Raw genomic sequence first — 16,517 nt, 5'->3', positions numbered from 1 at the left:
AATATTCCGCCTCCCCTACTTCGACGCTCCCCCGCTTGAAAAAAACGATGTCGCCGTCCAGTCTTGCGGCGTCGGACAGGCCATCAAAAAACCGGGGCCTGACGGCCAAAAGCCAAGTTACAAGGCAATTTTTGCCACAATCGGGGACCAAGGGTGATGACAAGAATGTTCGCAGAATCGTTGAAAAGGGCAAGAAAGATGCGTTTTGTCATTGCCGCGCTCATGGCCGCCGCCGGCTTGCTTTCGCCTTTGTCCGCTCTTGCGGAAAGCGCCGACGTGGAAGCGACCATTACGGGTGTCGACACCGAACGTCTCAGCCTGCAGCTCGATGACGGCAAGAGCTACCAGGCACCCGAAGAATTCAATTTCGAGGGCCTGAAGGAGGGCGTGAAGGTGCTGGTCTTCTATACCGAAGTCGATGGCAAGCGGGTCATCAACGACCTCGAAATCGTACAGTAAGCAGCGACCCGTCCCTCAGATCACGCAATTCCGGACGGGAAACCGTTCCATACTTTTCCTGGCATTGCTTTGGGGCGGGTTATCGTTCCGGCCGTCAGATCCAGCCGATGGCACCGCCGGAAATGCGCAGAAGGCGATCCTGCGGGATCGCCGCAGACGCAGCCTCTTCGGCCTCCATTTCTCCAAAGAGCTTGAAAAGCGATCGGATGACACCGCCGTGGCTGACGCAGACGGTCGGCTTCGTCACGTCCTTTAGCCAGGCGGCAACACGCCAGGACAGGATTTCGTAACTCTCGGCATCAGGTCCCGGCGGAATGAAGTCCCACTTCACCGCGCGCCGTTCGGCGATCCTTTGCGGCGCCGAGCGCTTGAGCTCGGGAAGCGTGTGCCCTTCCCAGTCACCGAAGGATACCTCCTTCAGCCGTTCGTCGGTACGGTAGGCGGCGGGATCGAGCCCCATCGCCAGCCTCACGCGCTCCATAGTCTCGCGCGTGCGGCCAAGCGGGCTCGCGACGAAATCGAAATGCGCGGCGTCGGTGCCGAGGATACCGGCAAGTGCTGCGCCATTGCCGGTCGCCTGCTGGCGACCGAAATCATTGAGCGGGATATCCTTCTGCCCCTGGAGCCGGCTTTCGGCATTCCAGTCGGTCTGTCCGTGACGGATCACATAGATCAGCACAACATGTCTCCGGGCAGCGGGGCCGTCGAACCGGCAACGTGCCGATCAGTCCTTGATCACGGAGATATCGGGCGCGTCCACCGCCTTCATGCCGACGACATGGTAACCGCTGTCGGCGTGGTGGACTTCACCGGTGACCGAACGCGACAGGTCGGAGAGCATGTAGAGGCCGACGTCGCCGACTTCCTCGATCGTCACGGTGCGGCGCAGCGGCGCGTTGTACTCGTTCCACTTGAGGATATAGCGGAAGTCGCCGATGCCGGAGGCGGCCAGGGTCTTGATCGGGCCGGCGGAAATGGCGTTGACGCGAATGTTCTTCGGGCCGAGGTCGACCGCGAGGTACTTCACGCTGGCTTCGAGCGCAGCCTTGGCCACACCCATGACGTTGTAGTTCGGCATGACCTTTTCGGCGCCGTAGTAGGTCAGGGTCAGCATCGAGCCGCCATCGGTCATCAGCTTTTCAGCGCGACGGGCAACCGCGGTGAACGAGTAGACCGAAATCTGCATCGTCTTGGCGAAGTTCTCGGGCGAGGTATCGACGTAGCGGCCGGTGAGTTCGTCCTTGTCGGAGAAACCGATCGCGTGCACCACGAAATCGATCTTGCCCCATTGCTTTTCGAGCGTATCGAAGACGGCGTCGATGCTGGCTTCGTCGCTAACGTCGCAATGGCCGGCCATGAAGCCGTCGATCTCGGCGAGCAGCGGCTCGACGCGCTTCTTGAGCGCATCGCCCTGATAGGTCAACGCAACTTCACCACCCTGCGCGTGGATGGCCTTGGCAATGCCCCATGCGATGGAACGGTTGTTTGCAACGCCCATAATGACGCCGCGTTTGCCCTTCATCAGACCGGATGCCTGAGCCATGGTAAGTCCCCAATACTATTTCCAGCAACGGCCGGCGCCGGTGCCAAAGTTCACAAATGTCATACACACCCCACCGAACGGGTGCGGCAAATTGTCGAGAATTGCCTATGGCATAGTGGCAAGGGTGGTTCAAGCGCGCCTGAGATCAGGAACTGTTAGTCCCCGTAATATTGGTTCAAAGTGTCAGCGAACTGTCACAAATCGACCGTCACAGATAGAATCCGTCGCGCTGCGACTTCATCAGATCGGTCACCTTCTCATCCGGCGTGTCTTTCAGGACCAGCCGCAGCTCCACCAGGAGATCGCCATGGGTCCCGTAGGTTCCGGGCAGGCCCTGGCCTGCGAGACGGACGATCTTGTCCGAACCGGACCAGGCCGGCACGACGACGGTGACCGGACCAACCGGCGTCTCGATGCGCTCCTCGCAGCCAAGGACGGCACCCTGCAGATCGATCGGCAGGGTCGTGAGTAAGTCAAGACCGCGGGTGCGGAAGGTGCCGCTCTGATCGACCCTGAGTGTGACGACGACATCGCCGCGGCTCATGCCGGTGACGCGATAACCCTGTTCCGCCAGGCGAATGGTCTGCCCATCGACGGCACCCGGGGGAATTTGAACCTTCAGGCTCTCGCCATCCGGAAGTTCGACCGTCAGGCGCTGGCGATTGATCAGGTCCTGGATGCTGACAGCCAGATCGACGGTAAGGTCGGGCACCTTCTCGGCGGTCTTTGCTGCGCGGCCGCGGATACGCCGGACGATGGCTGCGACGAGTTCGGCTGCGGGCGCTGCGGCGCGCTGCATGAGCGGCGTATCCGTCCTGGCGACGGCTTCCGGCTGCGCATCGGCCGCAGGTTCAGGCTTTGCCTCGGCAGCTTGAGCCGGGCGTTCCGGCTCCTTGGCCGCTGCCGGTTTCGGCGCGGGCTTGGGCGATGGGTTCGACGCCGGCTTCGGCGACGACCGGGCCGATTTGGCACGTGCTTCGGCGCCGAAGATCTGCGAGATGGCGTCCTCGGCAGTCTCCGCGTCGACGGGCGCCTCCTCCTGGACATTGCCACGCATCTTTGCCTTCATCGCCTCCATGCGACGAAGCTCGGCCTCGCGGCGCGCATAGTCGTAGCGGCTCCTGAGCTTCGGATCGCGCAGAAGCTCGTAGGCCTTGCCTGCCTCGGCAAAGCGCTCGGCGGCGGTGGGATCGTCCTGGTTATGGTCCGGATGCACGGCCTTTGCCAGCGAACGCCAGGCCGCCTTGATTTCGTCCTGCCCGGCGTTGCGCCGGACACCGAGGATCGCATAGGGATCACGCATGGCTTCTACCATCTTCTCTGATCGGCGGCCTCTCCCTGATGCCCGCCTTATGCCCCGATTGAAGGCGTCATTGCCGCCCGTCCACTGAGCACCGATGATCCGGAGAACTTGCTAAATAGTGGTTAGCCGCAACGGCGCCACCGGCTCTGGAATGAGCGCCGCGGACGATCGTTCGCATTTTTAGAGAATTGTGGTTAATCGCCGATTGCCGCGCTATCTCAGGCGCGCGGGCCGAAGCTCGTCAGATACCAGGCGCCATCGCCGCCCTGGCACGTGCTGCCGTCGAACTTTGCTATGCCCTCGTAGGAATGGCGCGTCGTGGTGAAGCGGCGGCAGAGCATACCGCTCGCGCGGTCTTCCTGAATGATGCTGATGACACCGGCGCTGCCGGAAGTCGCGTTGGCCCAGGGGATCGGGTTGATCGAGCCGCCACCGAGTTCGGCCGATGTCACGGCATTACGAACCATCACGGCGTCGGAGAGGCCATCGGAGGTCTTGGCAACGGGAACGGTGCCCGTCGAGACCGTGCGGTCGACGCCGCTGCCAAAGAAATCGAGACCCGCGCCCATGCAGCCGGAAAGCGACAGGACCGGCAGGCAAATTGCCGCGCCACGCAGCAAGGCGAAGGAATACCCCTTCTTGGTATCGATCCACTTTGCTATGTCTTGCACGGCAATCCTGTCAGACTCGCTGGAGCCGCACGCTGCTCGAGAAGGTCAACGTACAGGCTCCGACATTTTTGATGCGGAAATACCGGTCGGGCTCATCCCGAAGCATTTCCGCGCCAGACATCACGGCATTGGAAGGCAATAATGGCGGCGAATGAGTTAACAAGCGGTGACTTCACCGAATCAAATGAGCCCTTTTCCCTGTTTGGCACATGGCTGAAGGACGCGGAAGGCAGCGAAATCAACGACCCGAACGCGGTTGCGCTCGCCACCGTCGACAGCGACGGATTGCCGAATGTCCGCATGGTTTTGCTGAAGGGCTTCGACGAACGCGGCTTCGTTTTCTACACGAATTTCGAGAGCCAGAAGGGCCAGGAAATCCTTGGCGCCCGCAAGGCAGCCATGTGCTTCCACTGGAAATCCCTGAGGCGTCAGGTGCGCGTGCGCGGTCCGGTCGAGATCGTGACCGACGAAGAGGCAGACGAATACTTCAAGAGCCGGCCGCGCGGCAGCCGCATCGGCGCCTGGGCATCGAAACAGTCACGCCCGCTTGAAGGCCGCTTCGCACTGGAAAAGGCCGTCGCCGAATACACCGCCCGCCACGCGCTCGGCGAGATCCCGCGCCCGAGCTATTGGTCCGGCTTCCGCATCCGCCCGACCTCGATCGAATTCTGGCACGACCGCCCGTTCCGGCTGCATGACCGGATGGAGTTCCGTCGCGCAACACCCGAAGGCGGCTGGGAAAAGGTGCGCATGTACCCTTAATTGGCGGCCGTTCAGGCGCCCGCCAAGCGGAATGGGATGCCGGACGCCAGCGCCGAGACGTAACGTGCCCGCTGGAAATGACCATTCAGCGAAATGCGCGGCAACGCATGAAGGCTGAATTTCGCGCGTTCGACGAGCGTGCCGGGCTGGGTGGTGACCGCGAGGGAAAAACCGAGATCGGCGACGATGCGATGATCGCGTGCCGAGACGGCTGGTGCGTCGCCATAGGGATAGGCGAAGGCCAGAGGCTGCCGGCCGGTAATGGCCTCGACACGCTCCGCCGACTGGCGAATTTCTCGCCTTGCGTCGTCGCCGCTCAGGCGCGCGATTGGGCGATGGCTGATCGTGTGCGCGCCGAGGCTGGCCAGCGGGCTTTCGATCAACCGCCGAAGCCCTGTCTGATCCAAAGTCAGCCGTTCGGTAATCGCCAGCGGATCGATGCCGTGTTCGATCGCTACGGCGTTCAGCAATGCAATGGCCGTCGCTTCATCGCGGCTATGAACGACCGCCGCGACACGATTGAAGGCCGTCTGCTTGTCCGCAGTCGTATGCGTTGGCAGCGTCTCGACACCGTGACCGAAGTCGAACCGCAGCGTCTCCTTCGTCGCGAGCACGTCGGCGAGCGTTTCCCACCAGAGCGTATGGGTTCGATCGATGAAGCCCCCAGTGACAAACACGGTGAAGGGTGCGGCATGGCGCTCGAACACGGGCAGCGCATGCACGAGATTGTTCCGGTAGCCGTCATCAAGCGTAAGACAGGCGATCGGCCCGCCTCCGGCGGCCAGCGCATCCGGCAACTGTTCGAGCGGGACGAAGCGATAGCCGTCACGCTTCAGTGTCGTCAAAGCTGCGTCGAGGAATTCCGGCGTGATCTCCAGATGGGCGTTGGGATCGAAGGCACGCGCAAGCCTCGGCCGGACATGGTGCAGCGTGAAGATCGCCCCCTTGCCGCGCGCACCACCCATCAGCCCGACGCGGCTCAGCCCTCCGGCGACCTCCAGTCCGCCGGCGATGGCGGCGCGGCGAACAATTGTCGCGATCGTGCTCTTGATGTTCGGCCCCATGTTTCCCCGCGGCATACAGGCCTGGAAAGTTAACGGCGAGGGCGTTAAACCTTGTTGAACGGAGAGGACATTCATTGGCCATTTACCACGGCCCCGAAAACAGGGCGGGACCGCCACATTCCGCCCTAAAGTTGCAACAAAGACACGCACCTTGTCACAAAACGAAACAGCTTTGCGCCCGGCCGACGGCGCTTTCCGACGGGGATCGACATGAAAACTTTGCGCTGCCTCCTGCTTGCGATCTTCGCTTTCGCGCTTGGGTCCGCAACGGCAATCGCCGGAACCGCCTCGCTGGTACTGGATGCGCGCACCGGCAAAGTCCTCTCGGCCGAAAACCCTGACGTGCTCAACCATCCGGCCTCGCTGACCAAGATGATGACGGTCTACATGACCTTCGAGGCGCTGCGGCGCGGCGAACTTTCGTGGGACAGCAAAATCAAGGTCTCGAAGACGGCGGCGGCCAAGCCGCCGATGCGCCTAGGCCTCAAGCCCGACATGACCATCACGGTCCGCGAGGCGGTGCTCGGCATGATCGTACGTTCGGGCAACGATGCCGCGACGGCAATGGCGGAAAAGCTCGGAGGGTCGGAGGCAAACTTTGCCAGGATGATGACCGCCAAGGCGCGGCAGCTCGGCATGCACAAGACGGTCTTCATCAACGCCTCCGGTTTGCCGGCCAGCCAGCAGGTGACGACAGCGCGTGAGATGGCGACGCTTGCCGTCGCGCTGATGCGCGACTTTCCCAGGGAATACCGGCTGTTTGCCACCGAGAGCTTCAGCTTCCGCGGCCGCAAGGTCCGCGGCCACAACAATCTGATGTATCGCTACGAGGGCATGGACGGCATCAAGACCGGCTATACCAACGCTTCCGGCTTCAATCTCGTCAGCGCCGTCAAGGACGGCAATCGCCGGGTGGTCGGCGTCGTGCTCGGTGGGCGGTCGGCGCGCAGCCGCGATGCCAAGATGGCGGCACTTCTCGATCGCCATGTCGGCAAGGCTTCGACGAAGACCGGGCGGCAGCTGGTCGCGTCCACCCGCGGCGGGAAGGTGGTCGAAACGCCGGTCGAGGTGGCGTCGGCGGCGACATCGGACGTTCCGATGCCCTTTGCCGCGCCCCAGCGGGCGAAGCAGGATTCCGTTGCCGCTTTGATTGCGGCGACATCCACAGCCGCTATACCTGCGGAACGTCCCACCGAGGTGGCCGAGATCGAAACGACGGCCGCAGCACCTGCTGCAGCTGGCGGCTGGCAGATCCAGATTTCGGCGGCACCGTCTGCCGAGGCAGCCCGCATGCTGCTCGCTCAGGCACGCTCCGAAGCCGGCGCTCCCCTCGCCGGAGCCACACCCTACACTGAAGCGGTCGGCAAGGGCGCCAATGCGATCTACCGCGCCCGCTTCGTCGGCTTCTCGAGCCGGGACGCTGCGGCCGCGGCCTGCGATGCGCTCAAGCAGCGCTCCTATGATTGCATGATGCTGCCGTCACGCGGGTGAGCGGAGGCGGCGACAGAGGCAGCCCTCATCAAGTTTCCGCGATGATCCTGCGGAAACGATTGGCGAGCCACCAGTCACATTGCTCCTCGCTGTAGCCAAGGAGCAGTCCTTCCTCGCGCTCATCTTCCGCGGCGCCGCACGATCTCGCCAGCATCCCCGTTGAACCTGAGTTCGTGGCTTGGCGTGGCGGTCTCCGGTGACAGAAATCACAGCTTGAAGACCGCTATCGCTATCCTTACGCCTGCGTGCCGCCGACGGTGATCTGATCCATGCGCAGATGCGGCTGGCCGACGCCAACAGGCACCCACTGGCCGGCCTTGCCGCAATTGCCGATGCCGGTGTCGAGCTTCGTGTCGTTGCCGACCATGGTCACGCGCTTCATGGCGTCCGGGCCATTGCCGATCAGCATGGCGCCCTTCACCGGCGCACCGATCTTGCCGTTTTCTATGAGATAGGCCTCGGTGCAGCCGAAGACGAACTTGCCGGAGGTGATGTCCACCTGGCCGCCGCCGAAGGAAACGGCATAGATGCCCTTTTTGACGGAAGCGACGATTTCCTCCGGCGTCCTGTCGCCTGAGAGCATGTAGGTGTTGGTCATGCGCGGCATCGGCACATGGGCGTAGCCCTGACGGCGGCCATTGCCGGTGGGCTGCATGCCCATCAGCCGGGCGTTCTGGCGGTCCTGCATGTAGCCGACGAGCTTGCCGTCCTCGATCAGCACGTTGTAGCCGGACGGCGTGCCTTCGTCGTCGATGGAAATGGAGCCCCGGCGCGCCTCGATGGTGCCATCGTCGACGACAGTGACGCCCTTGGCAGCGACCTGCTCGCCCAAAAGGCCGGCGAAAGCCGACGTTTTCTTGCGGTTGAAATCACCTTCGAGGCCATGGCCTACAGCCTCATGCAGCATAACGCCGGGCCAGCCGGAGGCGAGCACCACGTCCATGGTGCCGGCCGGTGCATCGATCGCGTCGAGATTGACCAGCGCCTGGCGCAGCGCCTCGTCGGCACCCATCTTCCAGTTTTCCTCGGTGACGAAATCGCCGAAGCCGCGACGCCCGCCGGTGCCGAAGGAACCACTTTCCTGGCGGTCGCCGTCACCGGTGACGACAGAGATGTTGATGCGGGTCATCGGCCTGACGTCATGCACGCGGTGGCCGTCGGCGCGGAGGATGTCGACAACCTGCCAGCTTGCCGCGATCGACGCCGTCACCTGGCGAACCTTGGGATCCTTGGCGCGCAGATAGGCGTCGATCTCCTGCAGCAGGGCAACCTTCGCCTCGAAGCTCGGCTCGCCGATCGGGTTCTCGTCGCCATAGAGCTTTTTGTTGGTGCGCTGCGGCGCGGCCGCATAGGAGCCGGCATAGCCGCGGGTGACCTGCGCCACCGCATCGGAAGCACGGCGAAGCGCCGACAGCGAAAGCTCGCCTGAATGGGCATAACCGACTGCCTCGCCGGCGACGGCGCGGAGGCCGAAGCCCTGATCGGTGTTGAAGCTGCCGCCCTTCAGGCGGCCGTTGTCGAAGGACAGCACCTCGGCTTGCGCATGTTCAAGAAAGAGCTCGCCGTCGTCGGCGCCGGCGAGCGTCTCCGAGAGAACCTTGCGGATCGTTGCCTCGTCGGCATCGAAGAGGCTCATCAGATCGGTGTTCATGGTGGTGCGCTCCCGCGTCGAGAAATTCTATCGCCTCCATTTAGGAAGGCCGCGGGTTCAAGCCAAGGAAAATATCACGTAAGCGATGCGTCCCAGCCTTCGAGGCGCTCCACTTTTTCGACGCCGGCAAAACGGGCAACACGCTCGAGCTCCGCATCGATGCGCTCCAGGCGGCCTGCCGACGCGCGGACGCCCGTCTCGAGCCAGAGCTTGCGCACGTCGAGGCTGCCGCGCTTGCGGTCCGCCTTCATGTCGATGCGGCCAATCATCCGGTCACCTTCGATCAGTGGAAAGACATAGTAGCCGTATTCGCGCTTGGCCTCGGGCACGAAGATCTCGATGCGATAGAAGAAGCCGAACAGCCGCTCCGTGCGGTTGCGGTCGCGCAGCAGCGGGTCGAAGGGGCTGAGCACCCGGACACGGCCCGGAGGTTCCGGGATATCGCCGAGCGCTTGCGGAAAACCGGTGAAGGCGAAGGCGGCGCGCGGGCGGCCACCATCGATCGCCTCGATCAACACTTCGCAAAGTTCATCGCGATGCTCGGCAACCCAGGTCTTCGCCTCGTCGGGGGATACGAGATCCCAGAAGGCGGCGATCTCGCCGTGGGTGGCAAAGCCCAGGCGTTCGAGCGCACTGCGGCAAGCCCAATCGATGAATTCCTGGTGGCTGACGTCGCCATCCTGATGATGCGGCGGGATCACCCGCTCGGTCAGATCATAGACCTTCTGGAAATTCTCACGCCGCGCGATCGCCAGTTTTCCGGTGCGCCAGAGCACTTCGAGTGCGGTCTTCGAGGGATGCCAGTTCCACCAGCCACCGGATTCGTGCTCGGCTTCCTTGAGGTCGCGCGCCAGCACCGGTCCGCCCTCGGCGATGCGCTGATATGTTTCGTCGCAGCCTTTTTCGAAGCCCTCGCCGCGCCATTTTTGCCAGCGCTCGACGATCGTCTCGCCTTCCCATTTGAAGCGGTGCTTCCAGTAGCGGAAGAAGCTGCTCGGAATGATCGAGGCGTCGTGCGTCCAGTGCTCGAACAGGTCTCGATCATCTTCCAGAAGCGCCGTCAGATGTTCGCGGCGATAGGTCTGGTTGCGAGCAAACAGGATCTGGTGATGGGCGCGCTCGACCGTGGCGATGCTGTCCACCTGCACGAAGCCGATGTCGTGGATGAGCTTCAGCAGCCCCTCCTTGCCGAGCGCGCGGTTCGGAGCGCCGGAAAGGCCCTGCTTGGCGAGGAAGATGCGACGGGCGTCGCTGTTGGAAAGGCGAATCGTCATGGCGATAAGAATAGGCTTTTATTCCCATAATTCAAACTGGAGCAGGATGAGGAAATGTGTGCGCCGTGTTCTGCTCGCATCTCGGTCCCGCTCCACCGCATTGCCCTTGTTGTCGGACTTGGCCTATAGAGCACCCCGAAAGCGGCGCGGGCCGAAGATAGCGAGGGACGGAATGGACATCCGCTTTACCGATTGCGCGGTCCGCTTCGGCGAGCGGGTGGCCTTGCACCCACTGAACTTGGCGCTCAGTGAAAAGCGCGTCGGTATCATCGGTCTCAACGGTTCCGGCAAGACCACTTTCGCCCGGCTGATCAATGGCCTGGTCAAGCCTTCCTCGGGTCGAGTGACGGTCAACGGGCTGAACACGGTCGAAGACGATCGCGCCGTGCTTTCCGAAGCCGGCTTTATCTTCCAGAACCCGCAGCACCAGCTGATCATGCCCATCGTTGCCGAGGACATCGCCTTCGGCTTGAAGAACCGCGGGCTTCCTCGCGAGGAAATCGACCGCCGCATGCAAGGCGCGCTGTCGCGCTTCGGTATCGAACATCTGGCACGACGGCGTGTGCACGAGCTTTCGGGCGGCGAGACGCAGCTCGTCGCCATGGCAAGCGTCGTCGTCACCGATCCGAAAATCCTCATCCTCGATGAGCCGACGAACCAGCTCGACCTGCGCAATCGACGCCGCGTCGCCGAAACGATCGAGGGGCTGCCGGAGGATACGGTGGTGATCACCCACGATCTTGCACTCGTCGAAAACGTCGACCGGCTGCTGCTCTTCCACGAGGGGCGGCTTGCGGCCGACGGCGACCCGCGCGAGACGATCCGCCGCTACCATGAGATCGCCGGATGCTGACGAGCCTGCACATCGAAGGCGACAGCCTGCTGCACCGCCTGCCGGTGAGAGTGAAGCTCATTGCACTCGTAGCCCTGAGCATCGTCCTCTTCCTCAGCGGTTCACTGGTGCTGCAGGCGATCGCCTTCGTCCTTGCCGCCGGCCTCTATCTTTCCGTCGGGCTCCCCCTGAAGGAGGCAATCGCGCGCGTCGGCTTCGTCTTCCTGACGATCTTCTTTCTGGCCGCGGTCAACCTTTTTCTGCTGCCGGTCGGCGAGGTCGCGACCCTGACGCTGAGGCTGATGGCCCTGGTGCTGTTTGCGGCCGCCGTCACGGCGACGACGACGATCAGCGCCTTCATGGACGAGATCACCATCCTGCTGATGCCGCTCGAACGGCTGGGCTTGATGCGGGCGGCCGATGTCAGCCTGGCGCTCGGGCTGGTGCTGCGCTTCGTGCCCGACATCTTCGCGCGCTACGAGGCGATCCGCGAGGCGCACCGCGCCCGCGGCCTGCCGATCCGACCGTTGACGATCATCGGGCCGCTGATCATCCTGACGCTCAAAGATGCCGACACCATCGCTGCGGCAATTGACGCGCGCGGATTTCGTCGCCAATAGATGCGAAAAATCTAATACACAGGGAACCGAACGTCATGAACACCAGAGATCTCGTCCTCATCGCCCTCTTCGCCGCGATCGTCGTCGTGCTCGGCCTCATTCCGCCGATCACGCTCGGCTTCATTCCGGTACCGATCACCGCCCAGTCGATGGGCGTGATGCTCGCCGGGTGCATTCTCGGCGCCAAGCGCGGCGCACTCGCCTTTCTGCTGTTCCTGCTTCTGGTCGCCATCGGCCTGCCGGTGCTCTCGGGCGGTCGCGGCGGTCTTGCCGTGTTGGCCGGCCCGTCCGGCGGCTTCATCATCGGCTGGGTCGTCGCCACCTTCGTCACCGGCCTGATTGCCGAGCGCGCGGTGCGCGAGGGCCAGGCGGAAACGCGCCAGTTCATCGGCTTCTTCCTCGCCTCCGTCCTCGGCGGCATCGTCGTGCTTTATGCAATCGGCATGCCCTGGGTTTCGGCGGTTACCGGCACGCCGCTCCTGACCGTCGCCACCGGTTCGCTCGCCTTCATCCCGGGCGACCTCTTGAAGGCAGCGATCGCTACGCTGGCAGCCCGCGCCGTCTACGCCGGCTATCCGCTGCTGCCGGCACGCGCCTGAGCCGATGCCGTTTGCCGCCGCGATCCATCGCCACGCGGACGAACATCCGTATGCCCCGGCCTTCCGTATGGAGGGCCGGGTTTTCACTTTCGATGAGCTGAAGCGCTTCGCCGGACAGCTCGTTGCGGCATTCGACGATTTGGCGGGGGTTGCCGGGCACCGCAGCGTGCTTGGCGCCCGCGCATGCCTGATCGTACTTGAGGCCGGCAATCATCCACTCTTCGCCGCCGCCTTTCTCGCCGCCACCAGCCAAGGTAACTGTGTCGCGCTCATCGACCCGCATCTGCCGGCCGCAACCCGCCAGGCCATGCGCGATCGTCTGTCTCCCGATCTGATCGTCAGCGCCAATGGCGCGGACTTGTCTCTTCACGCTCCGGCAAGCGGCGAGACGCGATCCTTCCGCGAGAGCAACGGCAAAGAGCGAGCGCCACTCGCAGCCGGCAAAGAAAGCGAGCCGTTTCTGGTCGTTTTCACCTCGGGAACGACCGGCGCGCCGAAAGCGATCATCCGTGATCGCGGCTCGTGGCGCAGGAGCCTGGCCACCGGCGCGCGCTTTTTCGGCATCGACCATGGCACCCGCACCTTTGCTCCCGGTCCGCTAGCGCACGGGCTGACGCTCTACGCGCTCGCCGAAACGCTCTGCGCCGGCGCCGAATTCATCGGGGCGGCTCATTTCGACGCAGCGCGAGCGCTGACCATCATCGAGACGGAGAAAGTGCAACGCCTGGTGCTGGTACCGACGATGCTGCGGCGGCTCTGCGCAGCGGCCGCGAACAGACCGCAGGCCTGCGTCACACATATCACGGTCGCCGGCGCCAAACTGACGGCGAGTGACCGCGCTGTCGCCGCACTCGCTTTTCCGAAGGCGGAGGTCATCGAATATTACGGCGCCTCGGAACTGGGCTTCATCAGCGTCGCAACAAAGGACGACACCGCTTCGGCCACCGCCGTCGGCAGCGCCTTTCCCGGCGTTGCGCTAAGCATTCGCAATGACACAGGGGATGAAGTGCCCATGGGCGAAACGGGGACGATCTTCGTTGACAGCGCCCTCATCTCCGACGGTTATGTCGGGCAAAGCGATGGCGCCGGCTTCCGTCGTCTTGGCGAGCTTGCGACGGTGGGCGATATTGGCTTCCTCGACGACGACGGTACGCTTCATCTTCTCGGGCGCGCCGGCGGCATGGTTCTGTCGGGCGGCAACAACATCTACCCGCAGGAAGTGGAGGCGACACTTGTCGCCTACCCTGACGTTCACGCTGCGCTCGTCCTCGGGCTCGATCATCCGGACCTCGGCAGCGAACTCGTCGCCGTCATCGAGCCGGAGGGCAGCATATTTGACCGAGACGCACTTGAGCGTCATCTCGCTGCCCATCTGCCGCGCTACAAACATCCGCGCCGCATCTGGCTCTGCCCGAAGATGCCAATGACGCAGTCGGGCAAGGTGGCGGCGGGCACGCTCAGGCAATGGATCGCGGATGGAAACGATGCTCTCGAACTCATCGACTGAGCCGGCACGCATACCGGTGATCATCGCCGCGCTCCGGACGCCAATCGGCCGGGTCAACGGCACGCTTCGCGATATCGAACCGTCGCAGCTGGCAACACCGCTGATCGCCCGTATTCTCGGCGACGTCGGGCTTGAAGCGACCGAGATCGACGACGTCATTCTCGGCAATGCCGCAAACAGCGCCGGCAATCTCGCCCGGCTCGCAGCGCTCGAAGCAGGCCTGCCGGTCTCGACGCCGGGCGTGACCGTCGATCGGCAATGCGGCTCCGGGCTGGAGGCGATCGCGCTCGCGGCGCGGATGATCCAGGCGGGTGCCGGCCGCTTCTACCTGGCCGGCGGGACCGAGAGCGCCAGCCGCGCGCATATCCGTCTGAGGCCGCCGCTGGAGCGCGGCGGCGAGCTCGCGCCCGTCAAGCGCGCCCGCATGGCGCCGGACGAGATCGGCGATCCGGACATGGGCGTCGCCGCCGAAAACGTCGCGACCGCCTGTAGGATCTCTCGCGAACGGCAGGATACCTTTGCGCTTCAAAGCCATCGCCGCGCCGTTGAAGCCGAGCTTGCCGGCCGTTTCGTCCGCGAGATCGTGCCGATCGAGACGGCGGCGGGCTTTGTGTCTCGCGATGAGTGCCCGCGTCCGAACGCGTCGATGGAAACACTGCAGCGGCTGAAGCCGGTCTTCGTCGAGGGTGGCACGGTGACCGCCGGCAATGCCTGCCCGATCAATGATGGCGCGGCCGTGGTGCTGGTGACCAGCCTTGCCGAGGCCCAGCGACTTCGCGTTCCCTTCATGCTCGAATTCGTCGATGCCGCGACGGCCGGCGTCCATCCCAATCTCCTCGGTCTCGGCCCCGTGCCGGCTATACAGAAGCTGAAAGTGCGGCAACCCGCGCTCGATCCGGCCAAGGTCGATTTCATCGAATTCAACGAGGCCTTCGCTTCACAGGTGCTTGGCAGTCTCGACCAGCTCGATATTGCGGAGGAAAGGGTCAATCTCGATGGCGGCGCCATCGCGCTCGGCCATCCCTATGGCGCATCAGGAGCAATCCTTGCGGTCCGGCTTTTCTCGCAAATGTCGACCGCGCCCGCCGGCACCGAAGGACTGGCGATGATGGGCGTTGGCGGCGGCATGGGCATCGTCGCCCTGTTTCGCGCCGTCTGAGCGCGCGCAGTTCCAGACGGAAAACCGTTTCGCACTTTTCCTGCAATCGTAGCTGGAGGGTACGCAATTGCGGACGGAAAACCGCTTCGCACTTTTCCTGCAATCGTACTGAAGGGTGCGCAATTGCGGACGGAAAACCGCTTCGCACTTTTCCTGCAATTGCTTTGGTTCAGACCGTATAGGCCGCCAGCCATTCCCGTGTCGCGGTCGGCAGCGGCAGCGGAGTGTGGCGTTGCGGATCGACCGCCACCCAGACGACCTCCACTTCCGCCACAAGTTGGCCGCGCGCCTCGACCTTGACGGCAAAACTGATCGAGCTGCCGCCGATCTTTGTTACGTTGACGGTAAAGCGGGCCGGTTCGTCGTAGCGCAGGCCGCGGTGATAGACGCAGGCCGAGCGGCGCACGAGATAGCTCGGCTCGTTCACCACATGCGGGCGGTGGCGCCAGAGACTGGAAAGGGCTGCTTCCGCATGGGCATAATAGGCGGCATTGTGCATATGGCCGTGCATGTCTATATCGCGAAAAGGAATACGGATTTCCGTAACGTTCTCCAGCTCCCTGCCGTCCATGCGAGGCTCCCCGACGATGCGCTCCACCCTCGTTAGACAGTTCGGCGACCCCCGGCAAGTGATTGCGCTCGTCGATGGGGAACGCGTCGCACCGGGACCGGGCGAAGTCGAAGTAGCGCTGTCGCTTGCCGCCATCAACCCGTCCGATCTCATCCCGGTGACCGGCGCCTACAGCGCCCGCACCACCCTGCCCTTCGTTCCGGGCTTCGAGGGCTTCGGTACGGTGACGCGCGTCGGCGGCGGCGTGACTTCCCTGAAACCCGGCGACCGCGTGGTACCGATCGGCGCCAGCGGCCTCTGGCAGGAGTATCTGCTGCGACCGGCCGAATGGTGTTTCACACTGCCCGACGACATCAGTGAGACCGATGCCGCGACCTGCTACGTCAATCCGCTGACGGCGCTGCAGCTGATCGAGGCACTGCGCGCGCATTTCGGCGCGCTCGACCGGCGCCGCATCGGCGTCACGGCGGCAGGGTCCGCGATCGGCGGGATGCTGATGAAGCTGCTTGCCGGCGAAGGGGCGAAGGCCATTGGCATCGTTCGCAGACAACGCAGCGCCGAGCGGCTTGCAAGCGAGGTTCCCGGCCACGTCGTTCTTGGCGACGAGAGCCGCATACCCGAACTCCGGCTCGACGCGATCATCGACGCCGTCGGCGGTCCGTTTGCCGGCGATCTCATTCTTCGCACCCTCGAACCCGGCGGCGCCTTCATCCAGTACGGGGCGCTGAGCGGCGTGCCGGTATCTCACGCAGTGATCCAGTCGCGGCCGGATATCCGCTTCTCGTTCCTGTGGCTCCGCACCTGGGTGCATTCGGCCGGACGGCTCGCGATTGAGGCCGCCTTTGCGAAAAGTTTCGACGGCCTGCGCACCGGTCTCTTTTCCAGCCGGATCGCGGAGATCTATCCATTGAGCCAGCTCGGCGCGGCGCTTGCGCATCAGGCAGATGCGGGCCGCGACGGCAAACTGCTGCTCGATCCGCGCTGTTGAAAATTCCGCCTTTCGACTGCCTC

At 63.8% G+C, this 16,517-nt stretch carries 17 protein-coding genes; 9 read left to right on the top strand and 8 right to left on the bottom strand.

Annotated features, from left to right (window positions below; genetic code table 11):
• Window positions 1–198 precede the first annotated feature (198 nt).
• Entirely contained in the window at window positions 199–459 is a 261-nt protein-coding gene (locus ACN9MO_RS02755) for a DUF1344 domain-containing protein (protein ID WP_057250698.1), read from the top strand.
• Between the two features lie 94 nt (window positions 460–553).
• Here the strand turns inward: ACN9MO_RS02755 and ACN9MO_RS02750 are convergent, their stop codons facing one another.
• The 4 genes from ACN9MO_RS02750 to ACN9MO_RS02735 form a co-directional block, all read right to left on the bottom strand.
• A complete protein-coding gene (locus ACN9MO_RS02750; protein WP_058320385.1) occupies window positions 554–1,138 on the bottom strand; it encodes a histidine phosphatase family protein in 585 nt (194 codons plus the stop codon).
• 45 nt (window positions 1,139–1,183) lie between these two features.
• Window positions 1,184–2,002, bottom strand: coding sequence for an enoyl-ACP reductase FabI (fabI, locus tag ACN9MO_RS02745; RefSeq protein ID WP_113132865.1), 819 nt, complete (start codon window positions 2,000–2,002; stop codon window positions 1,184–1,186).
• A gap of 208 nt (window positions 2,003–2,210) precedes the next feature.
• Window positions 2,211–3,317, bottom strand: coding sequence for a DnaJ C-terminal domain-containing protein (locus ACN9MO_RS02740; RefSeq protein WP_110878074.1), 1,107 nt, complete (start codon window positions 3,315–3,317; stop codon window positions 2,211–2,213).
• A 206-nt stretch (window positions 3,318–3,523) separates the two neighbouring features.
• Window positions 3,524–3,976 (bottom strand): RT0821/Lpp0805 family surface protein, encoded by a 453-nt coding sequence (locus ACN9MO_RS02735; RefSeq protein ID WP_110878073.1) that lies wholly within the window; start codon window positions 3,974–3,976, stop codon window positions 3,524–3,526.
• Between the two features lie 141 nt (window positions 3,977–4,117).
• On the opposite strand from ACN9MO_RS02735, the gene pdxH reads away from it, so the two are divergent.
• Window positions 4,118–4,738, top strand: coding sequence for a pyridoxamine 5'-phosphate oxidase (gene pdxH, locus ACN9MO_RS02730; RefSeq protein ID WP_057250709.1), 621 nt, complete (start codon window positions 4,118–4,120; stop codon window positions 4,736–4,738).
• Between the two features lie 11 nt (window positions 4,739–4,749).
• Here pdxH and ACN9MO_RS02725 read toward each other — a convergent pair whose 3' ends face one another.
• Entirely contained in the window at window positions 4,750–5,790 is a 1,041-nt protein-coding gene (locus ACN9MO_RS02725) for a polysaccharide deacetylase family protein (RefSeq protein WP_425987115.1), read from the bottom strand.
• A gap of 231 nt (window positions 5,791–6,021) precedes the next feature.
• Here ACN9MO_RS02725 and ACN9MO_RS02720 point away from each other — a divergent pair, with 231 nt between their 5' ends.
• Window positions 6,022–7,293 (top strand): serine hydrolase, encoded by a 1,272-nt coding sequence (locus tag ACN9MO_RS02720; protein ID WP_425987114.1) that lies wholly within the window; start codon window positions 6,022–6,024, stop codon window positions 7,291–7,293.
• Window positions 7,294–7,528: 235 nt separating this feature from the next.
• Here the strand turns inward: ACN9MO_RS02720 and tldD are convergent, their stop codons facing one another.
• Together tldD and ACN9MO_RS02710 are read right to left on the bottom strand one after the other, a co-directional pair.
• Window positions 7,529–8,944 carry a metalloprotease TldD gene (tldD, locus tag ACN9MO_RS02715; protein WP_113132868.1) on the bottom strand — a complete coding sequence of 472 codons (1,416 nt, stop codon included), beginning with the start codon at window positions 8,942–8,944 and terminating at the stop codon, window positions 7,529–7,531.
• Between the two features lie 74 nt (window positions 8,945–9,018).
• Window positions 9,019–10,218 (bottom strand): winged helix-turn-helix domain-containing protein, encoded by a 1,200-nt coding sequence (locus ACN9MO_RS02710; protein ID WP_113132869.1) that lies wholly within the window; start codon window positions 10,216–10,218, stop codon window positions 9,019–9,021.
• A gap of 172 nt (window positions 10,219–10,390) precedes the next feature.
• On the opposite strand from ACN9MO_RS02710, the gene ACN9MO_RS02705 reads away from it, so the two are divergent.
• The 5 genes from ACN9MO_RS02705 to ACN9MO_RS02685 are packed head-to-tail and all read left to right on the top strand — an operon-like array spanning window position 10,391 to window position 14,935.
• Window positions 10,391–11,071: an energy-coupling factor ABC transporter ATP-binding protein gene (locus ACN9MO_RS02705; protein ID WP_057250717.1), complete on the top strand. Its 681-nt coding sequence runs from the start codon at window positions 10,391–10,393 to the stop codon at window positions 11,069–11,071.
• Window positions 11,065–11,670 carry an energy-coupling factor transporter transmembrane component T family protein gene (locus tag ACN9MO_RS02700; protein WP_113132870.1) on the top strand — a complete coding sequence of 202 codons (606 nt, stop codon included), beginning with the start codon at window positions 11,065–11,067 and terminating at the stop codon, window positions 11,668–11,670. The genes ACN9MO_RS02705 and ACN9MO_RS02700 overlap by 7 nt, the downstream gene beginning before the upstream one ends.
• 35 nt (window positions 11,671–11,705) lie before the next feature.
• Window positions 11,706–12,269, top strand: coding sequence for a biotin transporter BioY (locus ACN9MO_RS02695; RefSeq protein ID WP_057250719.1), 564 nt, complete (start codon window positions 11,706–11,708; stop codon window positions 12,267–12,269).
• 4 nt (window positions 12,270–12,273) lie between these two features.
• A complete protein-coding gene (locus ACN9MO_RS02690; RefSeq protein ID WP_113132871.1) occupies window positions 12,274–13,776 on the top strand; it encodes an AMP-binding protein in 1,503 nt (500 codons plus the stop codon).
• On the top strand, window positions 13,754–14,935 hold the full coding sequence (locus ACN9MO_RS02685) for a thiolase family protein (protein WP_113132882.1): 1,182 nt from the start codon (window positions 13,754–13,756) through the stop codon (window positions 14,933–14,935). The genes ACN9MO_RS02690 and ACN9MO_RS02685 overlap by 23 nt, the downstream gene beginning before the upstream one ends.
• 169 nt (window positions 14,936–15,104) lie before the next feature.
• On the opposite strand, the gene ACN9MO_RS02680 is transcribed toward ACN9MO_RS02685, so the two are convergent.
• Window positions 15,105–15,506, bottom strand: a complete 402-nt coding sequence (locus tag ACN9MO_RS02680) for an acyl-CoA thioesterase (protein ID WP_057250723.1) — start codon at window positions 15,504–15,506, stop codon at window positions 15,105–15,107.
• Between the two features lie 16 nt (window positions 15,507–15,522).
• Here ACN9MO_RS02680 and ACN9MO_RS02675 point away from each other — a divergent pair, with 16 nt between their 5' ends.
• Window positions 15,523–16,494: a zinc-dependent alcohol dehydrogenase family protein gene (locus ACN9MO_RS02675; protein WP_113132872.1), complete on the top strand. Its 972-nt coding sequence runs from the start codon at window positions 15,523–15,525 to the stop codon at window positions 16,492–16,494.
• The last annotated feature ends 23 nt before the right edge of the window (window positions 16,495–16,517 follow it).

Origin of the sequence: Ensifer sp. R-19 (assembly GCF_049905105.1) — a bacterium.
GTDB lineage: Bacteria > Pseudomonadota > Alphaproteobacteria > Rhizobiales > Rhizobiaceae > Ensifer.
This window is presented reverse-complemented; position numbering and strand designations above follow the sequence as displayed.

What these genes read in the sequence shown, in the direction of transcription:
- ACN9MO_RS02755 (WP_057250698.1), top strand. Translation starts at nt 199, where the DNA reads ATGCGTTTTGTCATTGCCGCGCTCATGGCCGCCGCCGGCTTGCTTTCG.
- fabI (WP_113132865.1), bottom strand. Translation starts at nt 2,002, where the DNA reads ATGGCTCAGGCATCCGGTCTGATGAAGGGCAAACGCGGCGTCATTATG.
- ACN9MO_RS02740 (WP_110878074.1), bottom strand. Translation starts at nt 3,317, where the DNA reads ATGGTAGAAGCCATGCGTGATCCCTATGCGATCCTCGGTGTCCGGCGC.
- pdxH (WP_057250709.1), top strand. Translation starts at nt 4,118, where the DNA reads ATGGCGGCGAATGAGTTAACAAGCGGTGACTTCACCGAATCAAATGAG.
- tldD (WP_113132868.1), bottom strand. Translation starts at nt 8,944, where the DNA reads ATGAACACCGATCTGATGAGCCTCTTCGATGCCGACGAGGCAACGATC.
- ACN9MO_RS02710 (WP_113132869.1), bottom strand. Translation starts at nt 10,218, where the DNA reads ATGACGATTCGCCTTTCCAACAGCGACGCCCGTCGCATCTTCCTCGCC.
- ACN9MO_RS02705 (WP_057250717.1), top strand. Translation starts at nt 10,391, where the DNA reads ATGGACATCCGCTTTACCGATTGCGCGGTCCGCTTCGGCGAGCGGGTG.
- ACN9MO_RS02700 (WP_113132870.1), top strand. Translation starts at nt 11,065, where the DNA reads ATGCTGACGAGCCTGCACATCGAAGGCGACAGCCTGCTGCACCGCCTG.
- ACN9MO_RS02695 (WP_057250719.1), top strand. Translation starts at nt 11,706, where the DNA reads ATGAACACCAGAGATCTCGTCCTCATCGCCCTCTTCGCCGCGATCGTC.
- ACN9MO_RS02690 (WP_113132871.1), top strand. Translation starts at nt 12,274, where the DNA reads ATGCCGTTTGCCGCCGCGATCCATCGCCACGCGGACGAACATCCGTAT.
- ACN9MO_RS02685 (WP_113132882.1), top strand. Translation starts at nt 13,754, where the DNA reads ATGCTCTCGAACTCATCGACTGAGCCGGCACGCATACCGGTGATCATC.
- ACN9MO_RS02680 (WP_057250723.1), bottom strand. Translation starts at nt 15,506, where the DNA reads ATGGACGGCAGGGAGCTGGAGAACGTTACGGAAATCCGTATTCCTTTT.
- ACN9MO_RS02675 (WP_113132872.1), top strand. Translation starts at nt 15,523, where the DNA reads ATGCGCTCCACCCTCGTTAGACAGTTCGGCGACCCCCGGCAAGTGATT.